The organism is Rhizobium sp. BK212 (assembly GCF_014197475.1).
In the GTDB taxonomy this organism is placed as follows: Bacteria; Pseudomonadota; Alphaproteobacteria; order Rhizobiales; family Rhizobiaceae; genus Rhizobium; species Rhizobium anhuiense.
In genome coordinates, this window is sequence record NZ_JACIFS010000005.1 from 207872 (window position 1) to 226968 (window position 19097).

Consider the following 19097-nt stretch of genomic DNA (forward strand, 5'->3'; position numbering starts at 1 on the left):
CATGAACCCCGTCAACATCCTCCTCGTCGACGACCAGCCGGCCAAGCTCCTGAGTTACGAGGTCATTCTCGAAGAACTCGAAGAAAACCTCATCAAGGCGCAATCCGCCCGCGAGGCCTTCGAGCACCTGTTGCGCACCGAAATCGCGGTGATCCTCGTCGATGTCTGCATGCCTGAACAGGACGGGTTCGAGCTCGTCAGCATGATCCGGCAGCATCCGCGCTATCAGAACACGCCGATCATCTTCGTCTCCGCCGTCATGCTCGCCGAACCGGATCGGCTGCGTGGCTATGCGGTGGGCGCGGTCGACTACGTCTCCGTCCCGATCGTCCCGGAGGTGCTGAGAGCCAAGGTGCGGGTCTTTGCCGATCTCTACAGGAAGACGCGGGAGCTCGAACGCCTGAACGCCGAGCTGGAGGCCCGCGTTCACCAGCGTACCGCCGAGCTCGAGGCTTCGGCAGCGCAGTTGCGTGAACTCAACGAAGAGCTCGAACATCGGATCGATCAACGGACACGGGAGCGCGAGGAGGCGCTCGCACAGCTGTTCGAGGCGCAGAAGCTCGACACGATCGGTCACCTCACGGGTGGCGTCGCCCACGACTTCAACAACCTCCTGATGGCGGTTCTCGGCAGCCTCAATCTTCTGAAGAAACGGCTTCCGCCGGATGAACGCAGCGAACGCCTGGTGACGAACGCGATCCAGGCGGCCGAGCGCGGCACGGCGCTGACCCAACGCCTGCTTGCCTTCGCGCGCCGCCAGGAGCTCAAGCCGCAGGCGGTGGATTTCCTCAGGCTGTTCGAAAACGTCGAAGATCTCCTCGCCAAGGCGGTGGGGCCGCGCATCGAAATCCGCAAAAGCATCCCGGCCGATCTCGCGCCCCTGCTGGTCGACAGCAACCAACTGGAACTGGCGCTGCTCAACCTGTTCGTCAATGCCCGGGACGCACTCGAAAGTGGCGGCGTAGTGACGGTTGCCGCGGCGGCCGAAGAGAGCCGGCCGGCCAGCCTCGCGGGCGGGAATTACATCAGGATATCGGTGTCGGATGATGGCGAGGGAATGGACGAGGCAACGGTCTCGCGTGCCGCAGAACCGTTTTTCACCACCAAAGGGGTCGGCAAGGGCACCGGTCTCGGCCTGTCGATGGTTCATGGCCTGGCGGCGCAATCCGGCGGCTCGATCCAGATATCGAGCGTAAGGGGCAAGGGCACGACCATATGCCTGTGGCTGCCCGTCGCCGAAACCTTCGTCAAAGTGCTGCCGGCCGTCGAGCCTCCGGCGACGGAGCCGTTGAAACCCTCGTCTCGGCCGCTTGCCATTCTCGTCGTCGACGACGACGCGCTGGTCAGGACGGGAACCGTAGCGATGCTGGAGGATCTCGGGCACCTGCCGCAGGAAGCTTCTTCCGCGTCCCAGGCTTTGGAATTCTTTGCCGGCGGACAGGATTGCGATCTCGTCATCACCGATCATGCCATGCCGGGTATGACGGGCGCGGAGCTTGCGCGTCACCTTCGCTCTTCCTTTCCAGGCCTGCCGATCATCCTTGCCTCTGGCTATGCCGAGTTTTCCGAAGACCATGGCCTCGGCCGGATGCTGCGGATGAAGAAGCCATTCACGCAGGAGCAACTCCAGGCGGCCATGGACCAGGCGCTCTCAGGCAAAATCGCGGCGGCCTGACGATCAAAGCGTAAGGCGACCGGCCCGGCCATCCTGGTGACAGCGGCCGCTTTCGTGCGTCCGCCTGCGGACGAAACTTTTTGCCCCGGCAAAAGTTACCCAAATCCCATCCCGATTTCATCGAAGGCTTTCCCTTGACCAAAATGACGTTCGGCCCCGCATTCACCGAAGAGGGCATTCTGTTTCGCCTCTGGGCTCCCTTGCATGATAGCGTGTCGCTGAAGCTCGAAGGCGCTGGCCTGCGCCCAATGCAGGCGGCTGACGATGGCTGGCACCGCTGTGCAGTTGCGGATGCCCATGCCGGTACGCTTTATCGCTTTGTCCTGCCGGACGGCTCCGAAGTTCCGGACCCCGCCTCGCGGTTTCAGCCGCAGGATGCGCACGGTCCGAGCGAAGTGATCGACCTTGCCACCTATCGCTGGAAGACGGATGCCTGGGCGGGCCGCCCCTGGGAGGAGATGATCATCTATGAGATGCATATAGGCTGCTTCACGCCTGGGGGCAGTTTCAGGGCGGCGATCGAGCGTCTCGACCATCTGCAACAACTGGGCGTCACGGCGTTGCAAATCATGCCGGTCGGCGAATTCCCGGGCCGCTACGGCTGGGGCTATGACGGCGTGCTTCCTTACGCTCCGGACAGCAGTTATGGCCGTCCGGAAGATTTCATGGCGCTGGTGGACACAGCGCATGCGCGCGGCATCTCGGTTTTCCTGGATGTGGTCTACAATCACTTCGGACCGGACGGCAATTTTATCCCTTCCTACGCGCCGCTCTTTACCGACCACCACAAGACGCCCTGGGGCCACGGCGTCAATTACGACGGCGACGGATCGGCGATGATCCGTGAATTCATCATTCAGAATGCCCTCTACTGGATCACCGAATTCAGGCTCGATGGTTTCCGCTTCGATGCCGTCCATGCCATCAAGGACGACAGCGCCGAGCATCTGCTTCACGCGCTTGCCCGCCGCGTCAGGGCGGCGGCGGTCGGTCGGCATATTCACCTGATCGTCGAAAACGAGGAAAACGACAGCGAGTTGTTGTCGCGTGACGAAAACGGCGAGGCGAGCCTCTTCACCGCACAATGGAACGACGACGTGCACCATGTGCTGCACATCACCGCCACGGGCGAAACCTTCGGCTATTATGCCGACTATGCCGAAGACCCCGGCAAGCTCGGCCGGGCGCTGGCGGAAGGCTTCGTGTTTCAGGGAGAGCATATGCCCTATCGCGGCGGAAGCCGCGGCAGGCCGAGCGGTCACCTGCCGCCCACCGCTTTCATCTCCTTCATCCAGAACCACGACCAGATCGGCAACAGGGCGCTGGGGGACCGGATTCTGGCTTCGAGCCCGGCGGATGCCGTCAAGGCCGTTACTTCAGTCTACCTGCTGGCGCCCGAGATCCCGATGCTGTTCATGGGCGAGGAATGGGGCGCCAGAGAGCCTTTCCCCTTCTTCTGCGATTTCGACGAGGATCTGAACGAGAAGGTCAGAAGAGGCCGCCGCGAGGAGCTGTCGCGTCTGCCGGGCTTCGACGCAGACGATCTTCTCGACCCGACGGCGCCATCGACCTTTGCCGCCGCCAAGCTGGATTGGTCGAAATGCGCTTCCTCCGATGTTCTTGATTTTTACAGGACGCTTCTCGGGCTCCGGCACCGAAGGATCGTGCCCTTGCTGAAAGGCGCCGGCGCCGGAAAGGCGGTCTATCGCTCAGCCGGAAGCGCGCTCGCGGTGGATTGGACCCTGGCGCAAAACCGGCGTCTTCATCTGCGCGCCAATCTCGGCAACGAGGCGGTGCCGCTCTCCTTGCAGCAGGACGACGCCGAGACGATCTTCCGTCTCGGCGGCAGCGACGGCGATAATCTCGCGCCTTGGACGGTGATGTGGAGCATCAGCGAAGCGTGAGGGCGGGCTGACAGGAAGGCGATCGAACGATGAAATCCGCTGAGCTCGACAAGCTCGCTCGCCGGCACGGCATCAGCCCGACCAGGCCCAGTCCGGACAACCGGGAGGTGACGGTATCGGGCGAGACCAAGCGCAAGATCCTCTCGGCATTGAAGATCGACGTGACGGGAGCGGTCGATCATGAGGCCGGCGCGCCGCGGCGGGAGCCTAGGCCGGCACGCAGGAAGATTCCCACGTCATTTCTGCCGGATTTCCTTTCCGCCACGCGGGTCTGGGGTGTGAGCCTGCAGCTTTACGAGCTCCGTTCGGCACGCAACTGGGGCATAGGAGACTTCGAGGATCTGGCCGATATGGCGGATCTCATGGGATCGCTGGGCGCCGATTTCATCGGCCTCACCCCGCTTCACGCGCCGTTTCTCGCCGATCCCGAGCGTTGCAGCCCCTATGAGCCCTCGAGCCGCCAGCATCTCAACCCGCTCTATATCGCGGTCGACCGATTGCCGGGTTTTGTCTGTAGTCCGGAACTCGAACGGCAATTGGCAAGCCTTCGCCAAACCGATCTCGTCGATTACGTCGGAGTAGCAGAGATCAAGCTCGAGGCCCTTCGCAATCTCTGGCCGACCTGGCGACAGCGCCGCGTCAGTGACAAAACATACGACCCGGCCGATTTCGACGCTTTTGTTGCGCAAGGCGGCGACAGCCTGCGCCTTCACGCGCTTTTCGAATGCCTCTCCTTTTCCATGGTCGAGCGCGGCTCGGGCGCCGGCTGGCAAAGCTGGCCGGCAGACTTCCAGCACTTCGACAGCGCCGCTGTCGCCGAATTCGAGCGTGGGCATGCGGACGATGTCCGCTTCCACATGTGGCTGCAATGGCTCGCCCATCGGCAGCTAACGCAGGCGGCGGACCGGGCTGGGAAGGCCGGCCTGCGGATCGGGCTCTATCTCGATCTGGCCGTCGGCGAGGCGGTCGACGGTTCGGCGACATGGAGCGAGCCTGACATCTACGTCTCGAAGGCCACAATTGGCAGCCCGCCCGATCCCTTCGCCGTGGACGGGCAGGACTGGCACCTCGCCGGATACCTGCCTTCGGCAATCGCTTCAGGAGAAATGTCGCCTTACCGGCGGATGGTGAGCGCTGCCATGCGATATGCGGGCGCCATTCGCATCGACCACGCCGCAGCGCTTCGCCGCCTCTTCCTGGTGCCATTAGGCAGCAGGCCGGACAAAGGCGCCTTTGTCCGCTATCCCGAGGATCGGCTTTTGCAGATCCTCGCCGAGCTATCCGCAGAACATCGCTGCCTGGTCATTGCAGAAGATTTGGGGCTGATCCCCAACGGATTGCAGGAGGATCTGGCGGCGGCCCACATTCTCTCCTATCGCATTCTTTCCTATGAACAGGACGAACAGGGTTTCAAGCCGGCGGACGTCTATCCCGTCCTCGCTTTGGCCTGCATTTCGACCCACGACCATCAGACGCTTGCCGGCTGGTGGCGTAGCGCCGACATTCAGGCCCGCTCCGACCACGGCATCGTGCCGCCCGATCTCACCGAAAAACATCGCGAATACCGCAAGCGAGAACGGAGAAACCTGAAGGCCGCCTTCAAGCTCGCCGGCCTCGATCTGCCGGCCCGCCTCGCGCGCGCCAAAGCAAGCGAGCGGACGCTGAGAGAACTGACCGTGAGCGCCTATCGCTTCATCGCCAGGACACCCTCGCTTCTCGCCGTGGTCCGTCTCGCCGACCTTACCGACGAGAAGAGACCGACCAATGTTCCCGGCACCAGTGACAGCTATCCGAACTGGAAGCCGAAGCTATCGTTTTTGCTCGAGGATCTGATGTCGAGCCCGCTGCTCAAGAGCGTGACGGCGGCAATGCGGGAGGAACGGCCACGGGACTGATCGAGGTTGGGGCGAGCCGTCAACTTCGTCATTGTCGCTCAATCGGGTATCCCAAACGAATGGAAATCGATCGGGAAGGGAACGAATAGCAGGCCGGCGAATTTTGAAGGAATAAGGACAGGGATCGTCGCGACGAGGCTCCGTCCGTTTCGCCGCTTCAGATGCGGCACGCCTAATATTGATGGAAAATACGACCATGACGACCGCATTCATCCTTATCGCATTGGCGCTGATCATCATATACGCCGGCCCGACATTGCTGTTCATCTGCGTCGGATATGCCGATTATGTGCTGGAGCGGCGAAGGCATATGGTAGCTCTGAAGCACGCCGTGAAGCGTCGCAGCGACGAGTTCTAGAGCAATTCCTGAAGGGGCTGATCCAGAGGGAGGTTGGCAAGTAACCCGCCTCCGGCAGCCGGCGTTCGTGAAGCGCCCTGCAAAGATCCTAGAGCACCTAGAGCATTTCCGTTTTTTTCCGAATCACGGAAATGCTCTATCTCTTTGTTTTCACGCAAGTCCGGACGCAAAACTGCGACGCCCTTTTGCTGGAATTGCTCTAGTCGTTCGCGGTGACCTTGACGCCGAGCACCGAGGGAATGGTGTTCGGTGCACCCATGGCAGCACCCATGATCATCGGAAAGGGAACCGGCTTTTCCGGCGCGGCGCTGATCGTCAGATTTTTCGGACCGTCGAGATAGGTGTTGACGGCGGCCGAAACCTGGTTTTGCAGCTCGGGTAGGTTGAGCTGTGCCATCATCATCGGCACAAGACCTTTCAGCGATTGCGCCAGTTGATCGCCCGTGACGCCCTGCTGCGAGCCAGCATAGTCAAGTGCCTTCTTGGTGATCGAGGCATCGTCGAAGCGGATCGAAGCGCTGTTGAACGTCAGCTGCTGCATCAGCCCCAACATCGCAAGGCCGGCGGCCTGGTTGGCCTCTTCCTTGTTCGGATTGGCCTCGGCGGTTTTCACCGCCTGCTGCAGCGATTTGATGAAGCCCAGCGTGTAACCGGAGAAGTCGACGGCGAAATTCAGCCGGCCGATATTCTTGAAATCGAAGGCATATTCGTCGACGGCGACCTTGCCGTTTTCGATCTCCCAGTTGCCCTTCATCGTCACGGTGCCGTCGAGCGTCGTCAGCCCGAGCTTCGCGATGGCCTCCTTCGCGCTCGCCTCCTCGACCTGCGACAGGTCGGCTTTGATGCCGGCGACATTGGCGTCATAGGCAAAGCCGCCGTCCTGGCGTCCGAGGTTTGACTCGATACTCTCGATAGCAAGCACGTCCTTGCCCTTGATGTTGAGAGCGATTGGGCCGGTGCTGACGGTTTCATAGAGGAGGATATCGTTCAGCGTGTCGCCTGATGCATTGGCGGGGATCGTGAGGCCGACGATCAGGATGTCCTTTGCGGAAAAACGACCTTCCTCCTGGCTCATATCGATATCCGGGAAAGAGACGCCCTTGGCGTAGTAGCCGCCGCCTTCGGTTTCCTCGACGCCCTCAAAGGTGAGGTCGCCGATTTTCAGCGTGTCGCCGGGCAGGTTCGCATATCCCACCCGGACGCCTGTCGCCGTTACCGTGTCGCCGTCGACATCCGCCTTCTCAAAAGTGATGACCGTACCGCCGGCACTGGTTGCGGCATTGAGCTTCTTCATCATGTCGGCGCCATCAAGGGCAAGCGCCGGGCCGGCGAGCGTCAGGAATGCGGCGCTTGCCATCATCATGTGGAGATTGCGTATGGGCTTCATCGAGATGTCCTTATGGAGAAAGTAGATGCGAGGTTTGTGAACATTATCCGGACGTGTCTCTCCCACGCTGAGAACGGAGAGGCGAATGCATGTCCTGGTGATCAGGTAAGCTAATTGGGGGGCGATAAGGTTCGGATCAGCCGCAACCCCAGGGCTGACAAAAAATGGCCATCCCTACGCCGGCCGTGGGCGGCAGCATTTTCTCTAGCAGGGGTGGTTTTGCGATTCATTCTCACACATAAAGTGTATTTCTTCGATTCTTGCAACCCTTTGAATTCGGATGCCAAACCGGAAATATGGGTGTTGTCAGATGCACCGGAATGGGGGTTCCGGCTTTTCTAAGCCCGCGGCACTCGCCCGCGCAACAGATAGGCGAGCGCAAAGATTACCAGAAAGGGATAGACGAGCACGATGATTGGCAGACCGGCGGCAAGCGCATCATTCTGCAGATAGATGTTGAGGACGCCGGCGCCGAGCACCAAGGGATAAAGCGGCGCAAATCTGTCGAACCACATCCTGAACGGTCCTGCCAACAGCAGAACGAGCGCCGGCAGAATGAAAATGCCAAAATTTCTCGCAACATTCATGAGTTCAGCATCAAGCGGTTCGGGGAATGAATAAATTCGGTTTAGTTGACGGGCCGCCCACAGAGCGGCGATTGCCGCCCCTGCACATCCCGCTGCTCTTGCTAGCATCGCCGAACGTTACTTTCGTTCATCCTCCCGCATTAATACGGCCATGCCTTCACCGTATCCACATGCATTATGGGCGCCTATTGCCTGCAGCCCCGACGCATTCAAGAATTGTCGTGCGGCAAACCCCGGTGTCCCGCTGGATGAGAGGTTGTGTGCGCCAGGCTCGGTGGGCGATCCGGAATTCGAGGTCCTTGTAATAATAGGTCTTGGCCTTTTGTCTCAGACGGCTCCTGTCCAAAGCGTCTGCCGTTACGGCAAGATGTGCGGCAAGCCGTTTGAATTGCCATGGCGGCGAACCTTGCTCCTTCTCGATCACCTCCACATGGTAATAGGGATCGTGATCGGCGGAATCCGGATGTTTGTAGACGGTGGCCCAACGAACTGTCCGTGGTGAGACGGAGAGAATGACCGTGGAAACATCCGTGGATTTCACCGGTTCGGCACGCGTGAAGACCGGTGCGGCCAATATCGTCGCGACAGCCAGAAGGATGGTTCCAGGAACTATTCGCATGGGTAAACAGCGTTCCATCCCAGAGTTAAATCACTGCCACGCTTTGAACGAATTTTTAATGCCGCCTTTTTCTGAAAAATTCAACGCCAACACGAGGGATGGACGACTGCGTTTGCTCCGACCGATTCTGGAACAATGTCTATCGTCCCCTGTTACATTGACGATAAAACGAGTGCTGCGTGAAGGACGAAGCAGTTGGAGGGCTCGATGAACCGGAGCATAGTATTTGGGTTGATACTTGCCGTTGTGCTGACAGGCTGCACCACCGGCGCAGGCAGTTATTCGTCGGCGGGGCTGGCGCCCATTCCCGGCAGCATCACCTATAATGGTCAACCGCGCACGAAGTTGACGAAGTCGCCCGTCGGCTCTTCCTTCCCGCATACCTTCACAGATCAATGGGGACGCCAGGTCGAGGAGATCTACATCATCCGGCCCGACCGGAGCTTGCTGATCGCCGAGCGCCACTACCGGCCGGTCTTTTCGCTCGACGACGACTAGGCGCGGCGTCAGTCGTGCACTCTCTACGACACGATGTGAGGCCGCGTCTGACAAGATTTCAGGATTGTCAGCATCGCGATTATGGCCGACGCTCCCTTATCGAAGCGAGGGGACGTGCATGGTCGATATTATTATCCGAAGCGCTCTTGATATCGTTGGGCGGACTGAGCGGCTTATCGAAGCAATGAAGCGACTGCTCCAGAGCAAAGGTCTTGACGAAGTCGAGGTCTACGAGCTCGATTATGAGATCGAGCGGCTCGGGGACATGGTTTTCAACATGGACGAAGCTGTGCGATCGCTGGCACGCACGGTCGAAGGCTGGCCGCAGCAGGTTCTTGCACACGAGATCCGCAGGACATTGCATTGACGGCTGATCGCCGCTTTTGCAACTGACGTGTCACGAAGTCGGTCTTGAGTTGGGAATGTCGATTCTGCGTGTCACGCCGATGTCACGCGACCGTCGCAGCAATATGTGCTTGATAGGCGTCGTTAGGCTCGGGTTAAGGCACGGTCGGGCCAAAATGCTATTGTTTCGCGGGGGCGTCGCAATGACCTTGAAGACTTCGGGGCGAAAATCACAGCCCCACGAATTTATCTTTCCGGTTCACACGCGCACGATCGCAGAGATCAGGTACAATAGTCTCAGCCGCGTGATGACGGTGGTCTATCACGACGGTCGCTCGTGCACGACGTCAGGCATACAAGGTCCCGCCATGCTGCGGATCCTCGCCCAGCAGCCATTGGAGCGCTCTCCGTTTCTGTTGCAGACGGTGATCTGACGCAGAGGGGTCGTCGGCCCTTGTCGCGCCGCGGGTGTTCGCTGGTTAAATCAGCGTGGTTATGCATCCATTTCCCGCGGGCTGCGTTCATCTCCAACAGCCAATCCATGGAGGGAATGCCGATGACCTTTCCACCACCGAAGGCCGAAGCTCCCGCGCAGCGCTTCGAAGAGGCGACCGCCGCCGCGCGCGAGGCTTTGGAAAGGCTTATTGCAGCCGCCAATGAAGCCGGATGGGGCACCGAAGAGATAACCTCAGCGCTCCTGAAGGCTGTGCAGTTTCTGAGCGACGCCAACAAGAGAGATCCAGATCCGGCCGACGATCCCGCCATCAGCGACGAACCCGCCAGGGCACAGATCGGTCGTGGTGAGCTCTACGATTGATGCATGTCGCCCAAAAGCGTGCAGCGGTTTTGGGCAACGGCATGCATCAAGACAAAGATCTAAACGGGTTGGTTTTCTGCTCGAACTGACCGCCGCGTCGATGCTGCTCAGCGCATGAGCAGGGCCACCAAACCAACCTGGGAATTGACCCCGAGCTTGGAATAAATGTTTCTGAGGTGAGTCCGGACAGTCTCGTAGCTGATGTGATCGGCTACAGCCACTTCCTTTGGAGAACGGCCTGAGGCAATGCTGGATGCGATCCGCATTTCCGTCGCAGTCAGTTTGTATGTTTCCATCAGGAAGTCTCGCCGCTCACTGAATGGTGTCGTCATCATCGGCTCGATGATCACGGCCACGGTCGGCCCCTCCAGGAATTCGGTGAATGCATCGGACTGCAGTCGGACGAGGGTGATGCGGTAATTGGCCTTGTTCTTACCCTTTACAATTGCCGTATGCGGCTTTGTTTGCACACCCTTTCTGGACGTCAGGAAATCGAGAACGGCAGCTGATGTCTCGCATTGAAGTGCGAGCCTGCCATCCGGCGCGATATGCACAGGGAAGCCAGCTTCCACGAAGGCTTCCGCACTCTTATTCCATTGGCGTGCTCGCCCTTGCTCGGAAACGTAGATCAGTCCGGCGCCGATACTATCAAGCAAGGTTTGCGTTGCCTGTTTTTCCGGCGCCAGCAGATCGCGCTTCCGAATGAAGTCGAAAGCCCTTTTCAAATGCGGCGCGAGGATCGTGTAGCGCCCGGCTGCCGCTTTGTTGAAATCGGGGTCTGCCGACGACGTGCAGGTCGACAGAACGAAGGTGCGGGTTTCCTCCCGGATGATGGAGACACCGATGCTCGTCTCGCAGCCGGCCTGCCCCTTCAGCCAATCGTTGTAGAATTCCGATTTGAGCAAGTCTTTGCGTGGAAAGATTTCGTCTCCACAGACCCCCTGGCCGACGGGCACGACGCTCAATCTCGGAATCCAAGGGTTCACCGAGGCAAAGTGGCTGCTGAACTGGTCGACCTCGGTCCTCGAGAAGCCCGATACGTAAGGAACATGGGCAATAGGCGAGGCCAGATCGTGGTAATGGAGTGCAGCTTTTCCATTGGGCGAAGTTTGCGCAACTCGATCCAGAAAATCCTGCCAGTTGCACTCACCGAAGAGACTTCCATAGATCAAATCTATCAGCTCAGATGAAACCTCATTTGACTGGAGCATGATCTTTCTGAAAATCCCATGACGAGTATTTTCAGTATTAAATAACGTAGGCCAGGCAAAGACAACAGGAACTATATGCAATAACAAATCGGTGGCCATCGATACACACGGCCGATCACAATGCTGCTGTGCGACCGATTGATTCCGCCTGGATCTGCGGTCTCACCGGCCGATCGTCGCGACGGAGCCGCGTACGACAAGGCGCGTACTGACGCGCAGACGTTCGACGGCAAGAGGCGTGCGTTCGATGCGGGCGACCAGACGTTCGCTCGCGAGCTTGCCCATCTCGTAGACGCGCTGGTCGATGATGGTGATCGGTGGAACGGTGACGCTGGTCCAGTCGGCATCCAGGAAGCAGATCATCGACACGTCGCTCGGGATTGACAGGCCGAGCGACTGCAGCGACTTGAAGATGCGCAAGCCGACGAGGCTGTCGGATGCCAAGAGTGCAGTCGGCGGGGATCCCTCCGAGACCAGGCGTTTGATCACGCCGTCCGTCTGTTGCTGGTCGGTGGCGCCAAGCCTGACATAATGAAGAGGGTTCGGCAGGCCCGCCTCGGTCAGGACGCTCACGAAGCCTTCCACGCGTTCGCGCACGGCGGAATTCGATATTCGCCCGACATCGGTGAGTCCGCCGCCTTCGGCATCCATGGCGGAGACGTAGGCGAGGCGGCGATGCCCTTGCCCGATCAGATACCGGGTCGCGGTGACTGCCGCATCCCGGTCGTCCCCGGTCACGGCGTCGACATCGAGTTCCGGAATGGCCCGGTCGAACAGGACCAGCGGCACGCCGGCGCGGCGGATATCTCGGAGGTGATCGATGTTGTCGCAGCGAGCGGGCGTGACGATCAGGCCATCGACGCGTTTGCCGATCAGAAGGTCGACGGCCGATTTTTCCGCATCCAGCTGTTCGCCTGAATTCGCGATGATGACGTTGAAGCCCGCAAGCCGTGCAGCATCGCTGATGCCGCGCACCGCCAGGCTGAAGAAAGCGTTCTCGATATCGCCGACCACGACCCCGATGATGCCGGATCTTCCGGTGCTCATGCTCCGGGCGAGCTCGTTCGGGCGGTATTCGAGCGCGACTGCCGCCGCCATGACCTGATCCGTGATCTTGGCGCTGACCACGCCGTAGCCGCCGAGCACGCGGGCCGCCGTCGCCTTCGAGACCTTTGCGGCCTTCGCGACATCGGCGACCGTGACTGAACGTTTCGAATGAGCGGAATCTTCCATGAGCCGAGGACTACAAGAGTTGTTGACGGACGGTCAATTGACGGATATCAAATATGTTGTGAGACCGGTCTCTTTATACAGGAGACCGGTATCCTGTCCAGAAGACTCTGCCGCACTATGCGACGGGGGCAGGGCGACGCGACAATGCCGACAAGAGCATTCCTTTCAGAGCGGAGAACGAACATGAAGCCTTTTGAATCATTTGCGGCCACCCTCGCCCCATTGCGGGCCGGCCTTTTGACATGCCTTCTTGCAGTGGGTGCAGGATCCGCGGTGGCGGCTGACAATCCCTATAAGCTAATCGAGCCCGGGGTGATCAGCGTTGGCACGATGGGCGATTCCAAGCCCTATACGTTTGCAACGGCGGACGGCCAGTTCACGGGTTTCGATATCGAGCTGTTTCTCAACGTCGTCTCCCGCCTCGGTTTTCCAAAGGACAAGGTGACGTTCACGGGCCAGGAATTTTCAGCCCTTCTGCCGTCGGTCGCTAACGAACGGTTCGATGTTGCCGTTGCGGCGATCGGAACCACCGAAGCCCGCAAGAAGACGGTCGACTTTTCCGACGGCTATCTTGCCGGTTATCTCTCTGTCTTGACTGCGGATGCCGGCATCAAGGATGCCAGTGGCCTCAAGGGCAAGCGTCTCGGCGTCGTGCAGGGGACCTTGCAGGAAGTCTATGCGGCCAAGAATTTCGGTGAGACCGATCTGGTGAAATTCCCCGACAACAATTCCGCCGTGGCCGCCCTCAACAACGGAACGATCGATGCGCACTTTCTCGACTACGAGGCCGCCAAGCAATATGGCGAGCGCTATCCCGCGCTGAAGGTTGCGGTAAACATTCCGTCCTTCGATGCGCCGGCAGGCTTCGTGGTCAAGAAGGGAAATGATGCCTTCCGGACCGCGCTGAACGGCGCGCTTCACGACGCGATGCAGGATGGCACCTGGAAGTCCCTTTATGAGAAGTGGTTTCCCGGCTCGCCCATGCCGGACCAGTATCTTCCCAAGAAGTAAGGCCGCAGGCCGGCCGTTCAGAGCGGACGGCTGACAAACGGCGCTGCCGATCGCAGCCTGCGAGCGGCAGCGTGCCCGGCAAGGGCTCCAATGGGGATCTCGATGAACTGGCTTGAAAATCTGCGCCGCAGCTTCCTCGACTGGGATGCCATGGCGGAAGTGCTGCCGAGCATGATCAGCGTCGGCCTGAAAAACACATTGATCCTGGCCGCCGCCTCGACCGTGCTCGGCGTCGTCATCGGCATGGTTCTTGCCGTGATGGGCATCTCGCAGTCCCGCTGGCTCCGGCTGCCGGCACGCCTCTATACCGATGTTTTCCGCGGGCTGCCGGCGATCGTCACGATCCTGATCATCGGTCAGGGTTTTGCCCGGATCGGCCGGGAGATCTTCGGTCCGTCGCCATTTCCGCTCGGCATCCTGGCGCTCAGCCTGATCGCCGGTGCTTATATCGGCGAAATCTTCCGGTCGGGGATCCAAAGCGTCGAGCGCGGTCAGATGGAAGCCTGTCGGGCGCTCAGCATGAGCTACGGGCAGGGCATGCGCCTGATCGTCATCCCGCAGGGCATCAGGCGCGTTCTGCCGGCGCTGGTCAACCAGTTCATCGGAAACGTCAAGGATTCCAGCCTTGTCTATTTCCTCGGATTGCTCGCCTCCGAGCGGGAGATCTTCCGTGTCGGGCAGGATCAGGCGGTGGTCACAGGCAATCTGTCGCCGCTGCTGCTAGCGGGTGTTTTCTACCTTGTCATCACCGTGCCGCTGACCCACTTCGTCAATTATATCGATGCGCGACTGCGCCTGGGAAAACAAGGCCACGGCCCCGGCACGGCAAGTGGGCTGCTCGAGGTGCGCGAGTTGCAGGCCGCTGCCGGTCCGCAGTCCGCGGCCAAATCTGTCGAGGAGATGGAACCGCGCTTCAAGGGTGGGGCCCTCAATATCCGGGACCTGACCATGGCCTATGGCCATCTCGACGTCCTGAAGGGGGTCGATCTCGACATTGCCGCCGGGACTGTCACCTGCATCATCGGCCCCTCCGGCTCGGGAAAATCGACGCTGTTGCGCTGCATGAACAGGCTTGTCGAACCGAAAGGCGGTGACATCCTGCTCGATGGCGAAAGCATCCTGGCGATGAAGCCGGAGAGGCTGCGCCGGCGTGTCGGCATGGTGTTCCAGCACTTCAACCTGTTTCCCGATCACACGGCGTTTGAAAACGTCATGCTTTCGCTGACGAAGATCAAAAAGATGCCGAGACAGGAGGCGCGACGTATCGCCGAGGCGCGTTTGGCCGAGGTCGGTCTCGCAGAGCGCAAGGATCATCGCCCGGCAGGTCTATCGGGCGGGCAGCAGCAGCGCGTCGCCATCGCGCGTGCGCTTGCCATGGATCCCGAACTCATCCTGTTCGACGAAGTAACCAGTGCGCTCGATCCCGAACTGGTGAAGGGCGTTCTCGACCTGATGGCCGCTCTCGGCCGCCAGGGCATGACGATGGCCGTGGTGACGCACGAGATGGGATTTGCCCGCAGGGTGGCTGACCAGGTCGTCTTCATGGATGAAGGCCGCATCGTCGAAGCCGGCTGCCCGGAGCAGATATTCGACAATCCCCAAAGTGAGCGCTTGAAGCGCTTCCTTGCCGAGGTCCTCTAAAGCGCCCGAGGCAAGGCATGGGCGCCGGTCTTCCGCACGCCGGACGCACCGGATTTTTCACCCGATGTAGAAAGAGCAGGAAACAAGGTTATCGACATGAATGCTTCCACCAAACCCGTGAAGGTCATCGTCATCGGCGGCGGGATCTTTGGCGTCTCGACGGCCGTTCATCTGGCGCGGCTCGGGGTCCGCACCGTGCTCGTCAATGACGGCCCGCTTGCCAACGGTGCCTCAGGCCGTTCGCTTGCCTGGCTCAACTCGGCGCGTAAACGCTCCGATGCCTATCACCGGCTGCGTTTGGCCGGCATAGACCGCTATCGCACCCTGGCCGCCCGATATCCCAATGCGCCGTGGCTGCGTTTCGACGGCGGCCTGACATGGGATGCGGACGATGCCGGCAACGAGATCGCCGAGATCTTCGACTATGAGCGCGATCGCGGCTATCACGCGCAATGGCTCGACCGGGAAGGAATTGCCGGGACGACGCCAGGTGTCGACGCAAGCGCCGTGACGCCGCAAGGCGCGATCTTCAACCCCGGGGAGGGCTGGATCGATCTTCCGTCCTTGATCGCCACACTCGCGGAAGAGTTCCGCTCGCTGGGCGGTGAGATCATTACCGATGCCGGGCGCGCGACGGTCGATGTCGAAGGCGGGCGGGCCTGCGGCGTGATCACGGCCGACGGCATGCGCCGCGATGCGGATGCCGTACTGCTTGCTGCGGGCGGCGATGTTCCCGCAATCGTGGCCGAGGCCGGCCAGCATATCGAGGATGCAACGCCTGTCGCCCTTCTCGTCAGGACCAAACCGATCCGCCACCCGCTGAAGGCCGTACTCAATACTCCCCGCATTGCCATCCGGCCGATGCCCAGCGGCGGCTTTGCGCTCGATTCCGCCTGGTCCGAGGAAGAGGTGAGCGTGAAGCCTGACGGCAGCTACGAAGTCAGGCAATCGACGCTGGACGGGCTGCTGCGCGAGGCATCAAGGGTTCTCGAAGGCAATCCGCGACTGGAGATCGAAGATTATGGGGTCGGGCCGAAGCCCATCCCGGGCGATGGCGAGCCGGTCTTCGGCGAGCTGTCGTCAATCCCTGGTTATTTCGTTGCCTTCAGCCATAGCGGCGCCACCCTCGGCCTGATTGCCGGCGAATTGCTGGCGGACGAAATCGTCACTGGACGCCGCCATCCGCTGCTGGCGGAGTTTCGGCCGGAGCGTTTCAGCGCATCGCGACAGTGAAGGTCGCGAAGCTCGAGCCGCTGGCCGGGGGGTACGGTTCTATGCCGCAGCGGTTCGACGAAGCGCGTCCGTTTCCGCCAATTGGAACTGATCAATCAATTGGAGGAGTATCCTCGTCTCGTCGGCAAGTTCCTTCGTCGCCGCGCTGGTTTCCTCGACCATGGCCGCATTCTGCTGCGTCATCTGGTCCATCCGGTTGACGGAAGAATTCACTTCATGAAGGGCGTTATACTGCTCTCTGCTCGAGCGGGCGATCACGTCCATCTGCTCGGAGGCTGTGACCACTTTCGCCGAAATGCTTTCGAGGACTTCGCTCGTTTCGCGCACGACACGCGCTCCATTGGCAATCTCCGTCTGCGAACGTCCGATGAGCTGTTTGATCCTTTGGCCGGCCTCCGCGGAGCGCTGGGCGAGCTCGCGCACTTCCTGGGCCACGACCGCAAAGCCCTTTCCGGCCTCGCCGGCGCGGGCCGCTTCGATGCCGGCGTTGAGCGCAAGCAGGTTCGTCTGAAACGCGATTTCGTCGATGACGCCGATGATTTGAACGATCTCGTCGGACGCCGCTTCGATCTTGCTCATCGCATCGATAGCACTGGCGACGACCTGGGATGACGAATCGGCCGCCTGTTTGGTGTCGGTGATGATCTGATGGGCGTCATCGGCGCAGGCTGCAGACGAACGAACCGTCGTGGTGATTTCTTCGATGGCTGCTGCAATCTCCTCGAGTGCGACGGCCTGTTGTTCCGTGCGCCTTGCTAGATCGCCCGCGGCGAGATCCATTTGCCCGGCATTGCCTTCGATCATCCGGGTGTTCGTGCGGATCTGGTCGATCGTTTCCTGCAGCCGCAGCAGCGACGCGTTGAAATCGTTGCGAAGCTGCTCCAACCGTCCGAAAAAGGGTGTCGCGATCGTCTGCGAAATGTCGCCCTGCGCCAGTCGACCGAGACCCTGTGCCAGTGCCGTCACCGCGAAGTCTATCTGCTCTTCGACCGCGCGTTTTTCCTCATCGTTGCGATGCCTTTCCTCTTCGGCCTTCGATCGCTCGATCTCGCTGCGCTCCTCGATCTCGACCTTGGCGATGGCATTGTTCTTGAATACGCCGAGCGCGCGGGCCATATCGCCGATTTCATCGGCCCGGCGCTCGCCAACGATTGATGTTTCGAGCTTGCCATCCGCCAGGCGCCTCATGGCCGAGGTGATCTGATTGATCGGGCCCTTGAGCGTCACGGTCAGCCCGACGCCTGCGAGGATCGCGATCACCACGCCGAGGATCGTCGTGCCGAGAGACATCGAGTTGGCGTCCGTGCGTTCGTCGGCCGCGTTCTGCCGCTGCATTTCGGCGAAAGCCGTCAGTTGAGACCACATCCCGTCCACGTCGGCGGCGGCCGAACGGAATTCCTCCTGGCGCTGTGCGCTGATGTGGACGAGGTCGGCGGCAGCCTCCTGCATCTTGTCCAGCGCGGGCAGAAGCTTCGATTTGAGTTTGTCGAACTGCGCAACGCTGCCGGCGTTGGAAATCAGCATGTCCAGGCCTTTCCTGACAGCGGTAATTTCCTGCGAGAGTCTCTGAAGATTGGCGTCCGTCGGCGCGAGCGTCAGTTTGGCCACGACGATCTGAATCACATAAGCCGACGTGATCAGTTTCTGGCCGTCTCTCTGGCTGGTCTTGGCGCGCTCGACCGGCTTGGCAATCTCGGCCGCCTTTTCCGTTGCCGCCTTCACCCGCCGTGCGGCTGCCGCCTGCAATTCAGGCAGTCTGCCGATGATCTGGCCCATCGCATTGCTGAGGCCGGCTGCGCGTTCCTCGGTTTGACCGGTGGCCTCGACAAGCGGCTTCAAGGAAACAATGGCGTCGTCGATCGCCTTTTTGGCCTCCGGCGCTTCGCCGGCCAGCGCCATCGCCAGGACCCGCTGCTGCCGGCCGAGTTCTTCCATGTCAGGCCCGCCGATACCGGCGGCGGCTTGAACCTTGTCGTTAAACGCCTGGGCGAAGGATAGGAAATCGGAAATACGCTGCGCGTCGCCCAGCATGTTGCGTGCTTCGTCCTCCTGGCTGTCGGCGGCCCGCTGAAGAACCTTGGTACCTTCGACGATATCCGTCTGGGACGACACGACGACGCTCAATGCCTTCTGAAGATCGATGAGCAGCGCCGCCCGGTTCTCCTGAAGTCGCCAGAGCGAATCCATGCGGGTTGAAATTCCGTCGATGGAGGATTGCGCCTGCTCGAGCTCCTGCTGACCGCTGCGATCGGCGGCGAGCTTATCGATGCCGGCTTTCAGAAGGCTGCGTTGATCGGCAAGTTTTCGGGTGACGACATCCCGGTTTTCTTGCGTGGCATTAGCGAGGAACTCGCCCATCGCGGCCGACAAATCCCGAAAGCCGCTCAAGGACTGCAGGACGGAATTGGAAATATCCATCCGCCCCTGGAGCAGGCTCGACGCATAAAAACCTGTCGCGCCCACGGCCATGATGCTCAAGACGAACGGAATGATGAACACCATCACCTGCGTCTGGATTCGAACGCGTGACAATAGCCTTCCCAACATGAGTCCCTCCTCGGCTCACAGCGTCTCGTTACGGCGCCGGGCGCAGGGGCTGTTGCAGTTCGCCTCCCGTCGAGTGAAAATCCTCTTCCGCTTGAGGCGGTCGCCGCACAGGTTTGCTCGCAACCAGCGGCCGTTC

Annotated in this window: 17 protein-coding genes; 11 read left to right on the forward strand and 6 right to left on the reverse strand. The window is 60.5% G+C overall.

What is annotated here, in order from left to right; genetic code table 11:
- Nucleotide 1 precedes the first annotated feature (1 nt).
- From FHT79_RS18365 to FHT79_RS18380, 4 genes are all read left to right on the forward strand, one after another.
- Complete coding sequence (locus FHT79_RS18365; RefSeq protein WP_183903874.1) at nt 2–1675, forward strand: response regulator; 1674 nt, start codon at nt 2–4, stop codon at nt 1673–1675.
- A 143-nt stretch (nt 1676–1818) separates the two neighbouring features.
- The gene (gene treZ, locus FHT79_RS18370; protein ID WP_183903977.1) at nt 1819–3579 is read left to right on the forward strand and encodes a malto-oligosyltrehalose trehalohydrolase; all 1761 of its coding nucleotides are present in this window, start codon (nt 1819–1821) and stop codon (nt 3577–3579) included.
- A 29-nt stretch (nt 3580–3608) separates the two neighbouring features.
- Complete coding sequence (gene malQ / locus FHT79_RS18375) at nt 3609–5474, forward strand: 4-alpha-glucanotransferase (protein ID WP_183903875.1); 1866 nt, start codon at nt 3609–3611, stop codon at nt 5472–5474.
- A 196-nt stretch (nt 5475–5670) separates the two neighbouring features.
- Nucleotides 5671–5832: a hypothetical protein gene (locus FHT79_RS18380; protein WP_164735950.1), complete on the forward strand. Its 162-nt coding sequence runs from the start codon at nt 5671–5673 to the stop codon at nt 5830–5832.
- 199 nt (nt 5833–6031) lie between these two features.
- Here the strand turns inward: FHT79_RS18380 and FHT79_RS18385 are convergent, their stop codons facing one another.
- From FHT79_RS18385 to FHT79_RS18395, 3 genes are all read right to left on the reverse strand, one after another.
- The gene (locus FHT79_RS18385) at nt 6032–7219 is read right to left on the reverse strand and encodes a hypothetical protein (protein ID WP_047618926.1); all 1188 of its coding nucleotides are present in this window, start codon (nt 7217–7219) and stop codon (nt 6032–6034) included.
- Between the two features lie 338 nt (nt 7220–7557).
- Nucleotides 7558–7734 (reverse strand): hypothetical protein, encoded by a 177-nt coding sequence (locus FHT79_RS32175; protein ID WP_245433417.1) that lies wholly within the window; start codon nt 7732–7734, stop codon nt 7558–7560.
- 247 nt (nt 7735–7981) lie between these two features.
- On the reverse strand, nt 7982–8425 hold the full coding sequence (locus tag FHT79_RS18395; protein WP_183903877.1) for a DUF5086 family protein: 444 nt from the start codon (nt 8423–8425) through the stop codon (nt 7982–7984).
- 207 nt (nt 8426–8632) lie between these two features.
- On the opposite strand from FHT79_RS18395, the gene FHT79_RS18400 reads away from it, so the two are divergent.
- The 4 genes from FHT79_RS18400 (at nt 8633) to FHT79_RS18415 (ending at nt 10085) form a co-directional block, all read left to right on the forward strand.
- Entirely contained in the window at nt 8633–8923 is a 291-nt protein-coding gene (locus tag FHT79_RS18400) for a hypothetical protein (RefSeq protein ID WP_183903878.1), read from the forward strand.
- A gap of 118 nt (nt 8924–9041) precedes the next feature.
- Nucleotides 9042–9290: a hypothetical protein gene (locus tag FHT79_RS18405; protein ID WP_047619205.1), complete on the forward strand. Its 249-nt coding sequence runs from the start codon at nt 9042–9044 to the stop codon at nt 9288–9290.
- Nucleotides 9291–9471: 181 nt separating this feature from the next.
- Nucleotides 9472–9702, forward strand: coding sequence for a hypothetical protein (locus tag FHT79_RS18410; RefSeq protein WP_028757534.1), 231 nt, complete (start codon nt 9472–9474; stop codon nt 9700–9702).
- Between the two features lie 122 nt (nt 9703–9824).
- Entirely contained in the window at nt 9825–10085 is a 261-nt protein-coding gene (locus FHT79_RS18415) for a hypothetical protein (protein WP_183903978.1), read from the forward strand.
- Between the two features lie 107 nt (nt 10086–10192).
- On the opposite strand, the gene FHT79_RS18420 is transcribed toward FHT79_RS18415, so the two are convergent.
- Together FHT79_RS18420 and FHT79_RS18425 are read right to left on the reverse strand one after the other, a co-directional pair.
- Nucleotides 10193–11296 (reverse strand): helix-turn-helix transcriptional regulator, encoded by a 1104-nt coding sequence (locus tag FHT79_RS18420; protein ID WP_168332729.1) that lies wholly within the window; start codon nt 11294–11296, stop codon nt 10193–10195.
- 162 nt (nt 11297–11458) lie between these two features.
- On the reverse strand, nt 11459–12529 hold the full coding sequence (locus FHT79_RS18425; RefSeq protein WP_183903879.1) for a LacI family DNA-binding transcriptional regulator: 1071 nt from the start codon (nt 12527–12529) through the stop codon (nt 11459–11461).
- Between the two features lie 183 nt (nt 12530–12712).
- Here FHT79_RS18425 and FHT79_RS18430 point away from each other — a divergent pair, with 183 nt between their 5' ends.
- The 3 genes from FHT79_RS18430 (at nt 12713) to FHT79_RS18440 (ending at nt 16414) form a co-directional block, all read left to right on the forward strand.
- Complete coding sequence (locus tag FHT79_RS18430) at nt 12713–13540, forward strand: ABC transporter substrate-binding protein (RefSeq protein WP_183903880.1); 828 nt, start codon at nt 12713–12715, stop codon at nt 13538–13540.
- Nucleotides 13541–13642: 102 nt separating this feature from the next.
- Nucleotides 13643–15181 carry an amino acid ABC transporter permease/ATP-binding protein gene (locus FHT79_RS32410; protein ID WP_183903881.1) on the forward strand — a complete coding sequence of 513 codons (1539 nt, stop codon included), beginning with the start codon at nt 13643–13645 and terminating at the stop codon, nt 15179–15181.
- Between the two features lie 96 nt (nt 15182–15277).
- Nucleotides 15278–16414, forward strand: coding sequence for an FAD-binding oxidoreductase (locus FHT79_RS18440; protein ID WP_047619200.1), 1137 nt, complete (start codon nt 15278–15280; stop codon nt 16412–16414).
- Nucleotides 16415–16453: 39 nt separating this feature from the next.
- Here the strand turns inward: FHT79_RS18440 and FHT79_RS18445 are convergent, their stop codons facing one another.
- On the reverse strand, nt 16454–18961 hold the full coding sequence (locus tag FHT79_RS18445; RefSeq protein ID WP_183903882.1) for a methyl-accepting chemotaxis protein: 2508 nt from the start codon (nt 18959–18961) through the stop codon (nt 16454–16456).
- Between the last annotated feature and the right edge of the window lie 136 nt (nt 18962–19097).